The organism is Streptomyces mesophilus (genome assembly GCF_040300965.1).
Taxonomy (GTDB): Bacteria; Actinomycetota; Actinomycetes; order Streptomycetales; family Streptomycetaceae; genus Streptomyces; species Streptomyces mesophilus_A.
Map to the genome: position 1 here is coordinate 21,524 of NZ_JBEPEW010000110.1, position 6,814 is coordinate 28,337.

Consider the following 6,814-nt stretch of genomic DNA (forward strand, 5'->3'; position numbering starts at 1 on the left):
TCGCTTCCGGCACCTGAACGGCCTTGGATTCCCAGGCATTTACGCGTGCTAACTTCCTCGCCGCCGCGCCGGGCCCCCGGCGCCTGCACGACCAGGAAAGGGAAAGCGTGGGCCACCTCGAGCATTTCGGCGCCGGCTGGATATCACCCGTCGTCGCCTACGCCATGGCTACCGCAGGCGCCGCACTCGGGCTGCGCTGCACGGTGCGGGCCCTGGCGGCCGAGGGCGCCACGCGGCGCAACTGGCTGCTCACCGCGGCCGTGGCGATCGGCTCGGGGATCTGGACGATGCACTTCATCGCGATGCTGGGCTTCGCCGTGGACGGCAGCGCCATCCGCTACGACGTACCGCTCACCCTGCTCAGTCTGCTGATCGCCGTGCTCGTGGTCGGGGCGGGCCTGTTCACCGTCGGCCTGTTCGGCCAGGTCCGCCGCTGGCCGCTGCTCGCGGGCGGCCTCGGCACCGGACTCGGCGTCGCGGCCATGCACTATCTGGGCATGGCGGCACTGCGGCTGCACGGAGAGATCGTCTACGACATCACGCTGGTCTGCGTCTCGGTGGTCATCGCCGTCATCACCGCCACCGCCGCCTTGTGGGCCGCGCTCACGGTGCGCGGCGTGACGGGCACGATGCTCGCCTCTGCCGTGATGGGCGCGGCGGTGAGCAGCATGCACTACACGGGCATGGTCTCCGTCGGCGTCGAACTCTCCCCGGGCCACGCTGCGTTGCCCGGCGCCACAGCGATGGAGTTCATCTTCCCGCTGGCCGTGGCGCTTGGCTCCTTCCTCTTCCTCACCTCGGCGTTCGTGGCCCTCTCCCCCGCCGCGCGCCGGCGGCCCGCGTTCGTCGAGCCGATGGACGACGTGGAACTCCCCACCCTCTGAGCGTCCCGGCGCCCGCGGGCTCCCAGCCACCGGGCCGTTTCCCCCCGCACACCACCGAACCGTCGATCGAGGCACCCATGCGCCTGCGCGCACTGAGGCGGATACGCCCCAAGTCCGTACGAGCGAAGATCATCTGTCTGCTGATGGTCCCTGTGATCTCCCTGATGGCGCTGTGGGCACAGGCCACGGTCTCCACCGCACGCGAGATCTCCGACCGGGGCCGGCTCGACGAGGCCGCCACCACACTTCTCGAACCCGTCGGTCACTTCGTCGCGGCGGTGCAGTACGAACGCTCCACGACGGGCCGCTATGCCGCCGATCCCGACGCGGCACACGAAAGGCACCTGCGGTCGGCGCAACGTCTCACCGACCAGGCGAGCAGGGCCCTGCGCGACGGGATCAACGAGGGCACGACCGACTCCGGCGACTTCGGATCCGAACTCCCGGACCGTATCGAGAGGTTGCTGCGCTCCGTCGACGCACTGCCCGCCCTGCGCAAGCGGCAGGACATCGGCTCCTACGGCGGCTACACCGCGCTCGTCGACGCCGCGCTCGCCGTCGACGGGGCGCTCACCCGGATCCGTACCGTCCATGCGCCCCCGGGAGCCTCGGAGGCACGCGCCCTGCACGATCTGGCCCGTGCGGGCGAGCTGCTCGCTCGCGAGGACACGCTGTTCGGTGCCGCAGGCGCGGGCGGCCGGATGCCGCGCACCGCCCACGAGGAGTTCACCGGCACGGTCATCGCCCGTCGTGAGCTGATGCGCTCGGCGCTCGCGGACCTCAACCCCCGCGATGCGCGCGCCTATCGGGCCGTCCTGTCAGGTGACGCCTACCGCGCGCTGACCGCCGCGGAGGACGCGGTACGGGCCGCGGGGCCGGGCCGCGCACCGACCACCGCGACAGCGACGACGGCCACGACCTGGGAGCGCCCTGCTCGGACCGTCCTCGACGGCCTGCATGCGGCAGGGGCGGACGCCCTGACCCGGCCTGCCGCGGAGCACGACCCGTACTCCTTCGACGAACTCGGCGGAGCAGGGGTCGCCGTCGCCCTCGGTCTCTTCGCGGTACTGCTCTCGCTGCTGATCTCCGCCGGTGTCGGCCGCTCCCTCGTCGTCGAGCTCGTCGGCCTGCGCGACGAGGCGCTGGATCTGGCGCGGCGCGAACTCCCCTCCGCCATGCGGAGGTTGCACCAGGGCGAGGAGGTCGACATCGACACGCTCGCCCCCGCACGTACACCCGGCGAGGACGAGGTCTCGCAGATCGGCGCCGCCCTCGTCGCCGTCGAACGGGCCGCCCTGCGCTCATCCGCCCGGCGCGCCGAGGTCCTCGCGCGGATCGCCGACGTGTACGTCGGTCTCGCCCGGCGCAGCCAGGTGCTGCTGCACCGCCAACTCGGTCTGCTCGACGAGATGGAACGGCGTGTGGAGAGTCCCGAGGACCTGGAGGACCTGTTCCGTATCGACCATCTGACCACCCGGATGCGGCGGCACGCCGAGAGCCTGATCATCCTGTCCGGCTCGACGCCCGGGCGCGGCTGGCGGCAACCCGTGCCGCTGCTCGATGTCGTACGGTCTGCGGTCGCGGAGGTCGAGGACTTCGCCCGCGTGGAGACCGGCGAGGTCCCGGATGTGCGCGTGCCCGGGTCAGCGGTCGCGGACGTCGTCCACCTGGTGGCCGAACTCGTCGAGAACGCCACGTCGTTCTCGCCTCCGCACACCAAGGTCACCGTACGCGCCGACCGCGTCGGCTCCGGAGTGGCGCTGGAGATCGAGGACCGCGGACTCGGCATGAAGCAGGAGGCGCTCGCCGAGGCCAACCGCCGGATCGAGGACGCCGCCCGGGTCGACCTGCTCGACAGCGAACGCCTCGGCCTGTTCGTGGTCAACCGGCTCGCCCACCGGCAGAACATCCGCGTCACCCTGCGCGCCTCGGTCTACGGAGGGGTCTGCGCGATCGCCCTGCTTCCCGAAGACCTGGTGACCGCGCCCGTACCCGCGAGACGCCGAGCGGCCGACACGGGACTGCCCCGCCGCCGCTCGGCGCCCGCCGTACCACCGCATGATCCGCCCCCGGACGCTCCGACCCTCATCCTCACGCCGCTCACCGAGGCAGCCAGCGGACCGATCGGAGGGCCGACGCCCGACGCAACTCCCCCTGCAGATCCTGCTGTTCTCCCCCGTCGCGTACGCCAGACACATATGGCCGCACCCCTGCGTGAGGGGCCCGCCGAACCCCGGCCGGCACCCGTCGGCGCCCCGCCGCCGCGGACGCCGGATCAGGCCCGCGCCACGATGTCCGCCCTGCGCAGCGGCTGGCAGCGCGGCCGTGCGACCCCGCCGGGCGACGGCAGTCCGCCCCCGACGCGCAGGCCGTCCCCAACCCACAGGCCGTCCCCGCCCCCCAGCCCGTCCCCGTCCCGAGGAGAAGACAACCGATGACCGGCGCCACCCCCTCCAGCGGTGAACTCACCTGGCTCATGGATGAGTTGACCAAGCGGGTACCCGAGATCCGCGAGGCCCTGGTGCTCTCATCGGACGGGCTTGCCATGGCCGTGTCCTCAGGGGTCCTACGCGAGGACGCGGAGCGTTTCGCCGCCATCGCCTCCGGGTTCCACAGCCTCGCCAAGGGCGCGGGCCACCACTTCGAGGCCGGTCCCGTCGTGCAGACCGTCGTCGAGCTGGGGGAGGGTTTCCTGTTCGTCGTGTCGGCCGGCCAGTCCTCCTGCCTCGCGGTGTTCGCCACCGCCGCCGCGGACATAGGGCTGGTGGCGTACGAGATGGCCCGGCTCGTCCAGCGCGTCGGCGAGCATCTCGGGACCGGCGTCCGCGGCAGTTCGGGAGCCACGTGAACGACTCCGTGCCGCTGTGGTTCGACGACGAGGCGGGGCCCCTGGTGCGGCTGTACGCCGTGACCGGCGGCCGGGCCCGCGCGAGCGGCAGGTTCGACCTGATGACCGTGGTGCGGGCGGTGCCACCACCTGGCCACGGCCCGCCGCTGCCGCCGGAGCAGCGGGAGTTGCACCTGCTGTGCGCACGCCCGCGCACCGTGGCCGATCTCGCGTCCGACGCCGGACTGCCGCTCGGTGTGGTCCGCGTCCTGCTCGACGACCTGCTCACCGCCGGCCTGCTCAGCGTGGGCCCGCAGGTGCAGCCGGCCGGCCTGCCCGACCCTCATCTGCTCAGGAGAGTGATCGATGGACTCCGCGCGCTCTGACGCCTTGCCGGACTCGGCTCCGGACGACTCCACGGCCGATTCCGCTGCCGACTGCACGGCCGGCGTCACTGGCGGCACGTCTGCCGACTGCACGGCCGGCATCGCTGCCGGCACGTCTGCCGACTTCACGGCCGGCTTCACGGCGCTGAAGATTCTGGTGGCCGGCGGCTTCGGGGTCGGCAAGACGACGCTGATCGGCGCGGTCAGCGAGATCCGCCCGTTGAGCACAGAAGAGGTACTGACCGAGGCGAGCCTGCCGGTGGACCGTCTCGACGGCACCGCCGCCAAGACCACCACCACCGTCGCGCTGGACTTCGGCCGCATCACCCTCGGCGACGACCTGGCGCTGTATCTGTTCGGGGCGCCGGGCCAGGACCGCTTCTGGTTCCTGTGGGACGAACTCGCCCACGGAGCCCTGGGCGCGGTGGTGCTCGCGGACACCCGCAGACTCCAGGACTGCTTCCCGGCCGTCGACTACTTCGAGCGCCGGCGCCTGCCCTTCGTCATCGCGGTCAACTGCTTCGACGGGGCGCGCGCCCACACCACGGCGGCCGTCACCGCCGCCCTGGACCTGGATCCGGGCACACCGGTGGTGCTGTGCGACGCACGGGACCGCACCTCCGGCAAGGAGGTCCTGATCGCCTTGGTCGAGCACGCCGGGAGCCCCCGATAAGCCGCCGTGGGGGGTGAATCGGCGGACTCATCCCCCACGGCTCCGCCTGCCCGGCATCGGTCTCCGCATCAGGCCGCGGAACTTTGCGGGCCACATGAACGTTTGGCTGGGACGCAAGAGAGATCCACGCGGATCGACGAACGACAGCCGAGGTGGCATGGATGGCGATGTGGGACCGGATCAAGGATCAGGCCAAGGGGCTGCAGCAGGCGCAGGGCGGGCGTAGCTCCGCCGGCCACGGCGGGTCTGCCGCACGGCCGGGCGGCGGATCGAAGGCCCAGCTGGTGGGTGTGCTCAAGTCCCAGCTCAGCTCGCTCAAGACGGAGCTGAAGAGCGGCGCCTTCCGGGACGCCACCATGGCCATGTGCGCGCTGGTCGCGGCGGCCGACGGCTCGGTCGACCCCGCCGAGCGGCAGCACGTGGAGTCGCTGATCCTGCAGAACGACGTACTGCAGAATTTCCCGCCCGAGCAGCTGCGCGAGCGGTTCAACAAGCACGTCGACCAGCTGTCGTACAACTTCCAGCAGGGCAGGACCGCGGTCATGCAGGAGATCGCCAAGGCCGCCAAGAAGCCGGCAGAGGCGCAGGCGGTCGTGCAGACCGGGTTCGTCGTCGCCGGCGCGGACGGCTACATCGCCCCGGCCGAGGAGCAGGTGCTCCGGGAGGCGTGCGCGGCGCTGGGCGTGAACCCGCAGCAGTTCGGCCTCTGAACCTGGCTCCGGCCGGGATTGACGTCGCCGCCCGGTCCTTGGTCGTGTGCTGATCAAGGACCGGGCGGCGACGCCGCGTTCAGGCGTCGGGGCAGCTTCGCTCCGTGTGTGTGTCGTTCAGCTTCGCTCCGTGTGCGCGTGTCGTTCAGCTTCGCTCCGCGTGCGTATGCCGTTCAGCTTCGCTCCGCGTGCGTATGCCGTTCAGCGCGCCGGGGGCACGAACTCGGGCTGGTCCAGCACCCGCAGCCAGCTGCCGTCGGGCTGGCGCCTGACGACCTGGGCCCGCGCGCCCGCGCCGTCCTTCGGCGGGGTCGAGGTGAGGGCGATATCACCGTTGATGAGCGTGGGCAGCGGCTGCTCCGCCTCGAAGCGGGGGGCGGTTCGCCAGCACCTTCGCCCAGAGCTCACGGATCGCGTCCCGGCCCACCGTCACCTGGCCGGGCGGGTAGGCGAGCACCGCGTTCTCGTCGTACAGCGCGGCGACCCCGTCGGCGTCACCGGCGTTGGACCGCTCGACGAACAGCCGGGTGATGTCCTCGGGCCGCATGGCCTTCTCGTACTCCGACATGGGTACCTCCTGGCATTGGCTTGCGTGGGCGGGCGCCGGGCTGCCGCTCCGGCAGTGCTCCTCCAGTGTCCGCAAGCCTCCCGCCAGAAGTCCAACAGATGGTTCTTCTGCGCACTAGAATCCGCAGTCATGGAACTGAGGCAGCTGGAGTACTTCGTCGCGGTCGCCGAGGAGCAGAACTTCACGCGCGCGGCCGAGCGTGTGCACATCAGCCAGTCCGGTGTGAGCGCCCAGATCCGTCAGCTGGAACGGGAAGTCGGCGCCGAGTTGTTCGACCGCTCGGGCCGCACCGTCACGCTCACCGTCGCGGGGAAGGCCGCACTGGAATACGCCCGCGCCGCACTCGCCGCGGCCGAAGCCGTGAGCGAGTCGGTGGGCGAAGTGGCCGGGCTCATCCGGGGGCGGCTCACCGTCGGCATGGTGGTCGGCTGCACCCTCACGCCGTTGTTCGACGCCCTCGCCGCATTCCACACGGCACATCCCGGTGTGGAGATCGCGCTCCTGGAGGACAACTCGGCCCGCCTCGTCGAAGGCGTCCGGAGCGGCACGATCGACCTGGCGCTCATCGGGGCCGCGGACGCCGCCCCCGCGGATCTCGACGCGCTGACCCTCATCAGCGAACGGCTCGTCGTGGCGGTTCCTGCCGGGCACCCCCTGGCGAAGCGGCGGCGCGTCCTGCTGCGCGATCTGATGGCGCACCCGATCGTATGCATGCCGCGCGGCACCGGGCCGCACACGCCTGCTCGAGCACCGCGCGCAGCCCGGT

General features: G+C 71.7%; 7 protein-coding genes and 1 pseudogene. 7 read left to right on the forward strand and 1 reads right to left on the reverse strand.

Going from position 1 to position 6,814, the window contains the following annotated elements; all coding sequences use genetic code 11:
• Positions 1-107 precede the first annotated feature (107 nt).
• The 6 genes from ABT367_RS30005 (at position 108) to ABT367_RS30030 (ending at position 5,480) form a co-directional block, all read left to right on the forward strand.
• Positions 108-884: an MHYT domain-containing protein gene (locus tag ABT367_RS30005; protein WP_352256401.1), complete on the forward strand. Its 777-nt coding sequence runs from the start codon at positions 108-110 to the stop codon at positions 882-884.
• A gap of 77 nt (positions 885-961) precedes the next feature.
• The gene (locus ABT367_RS30010) at positions 962-3,322 is read left to right on the forward strand and encodes a sensor histidine kinase (RefSeq protein ID WP_352256402.1); all 2,361 of its coding nucleotides are present in this window, start codon (positions 962-964) and stop codon (positions 3,320-3,322) included.
• Entirely contained in the window at positions 3,319-3,732 is a 414-nt protein-coding gene (locus tag ABT367_RS30015; protein WP_352256403.1) for a roadblock/LC7 domain-containing protein, read from the forward strand. Before ABT367_RS30010 ends, ABT367_RS30015 begins: the two co-directional genes overlap by 4 nt.
• Positions 3,729-4,097, forward strand: a complete 369-nt coding sequence (locus ABT367_RS30020) for a DUF742 domain-containing protein (RefSeq protein WP_352256404.1) — start codon at positions 3,729-3,731, stop codon at positions 4,095-4,097. The genes ABT367_RS30015 and ABT367_RS30020 overlap by 4 nt, the downstream gene beginning before the upstream one ends.
• On the forward strand, positions 4,078-4,770 hold the full coding sequence (locus ABT367_RS30025) for a GTP-binding protein (RefSeq protein WP_352256405.1): 693 nt from the start codon (positions 4,078-4,080) through the stop codon (positions 4,768-4,770). The genes ABT367_RS30020 and ABT367_RS30025 overlap by 20 nt, the downstream gene beginning before the upstream one ends.
• A 161-nt stretch (positions 4,771-4,931) precedes the next feature.
• Positions 4,932-5,480, forward strand: a complete 549-nt coding sequence (locus ABT367_RS30030; protein ID WP_352256406.1) for a tellurite resistance TerB family protein — start codon at positions 4,932-4,934, stop codon at positions 5,478-5,480.
• Positions 5,481-5,681: 201 nt separating this feature from the next.
• On the opposite strand, the pseudogene ABT367_RS30035 reads toward ABT367_RS30030, so the two are convergent.
• Positions 5,682-6,048 (reverse strand): annotated as a pseudogene (locus ABT367_RS30035) (YybH family protein).
• Between the two features lie 129 nt (positions 6,049-6,177).
• On the opposite strand from ABT367_RS30035, the gene ABT367_RS30040 reads away from it, so the two are divergent.
• Positions 6,178-6,814 (forward strand): LysR family transcriptional regulator (locus ABT367_RS30040; RefSeq protein WP_352256407.1); only part of this gene is annotated, 637 nt, incomplete at its 3' end.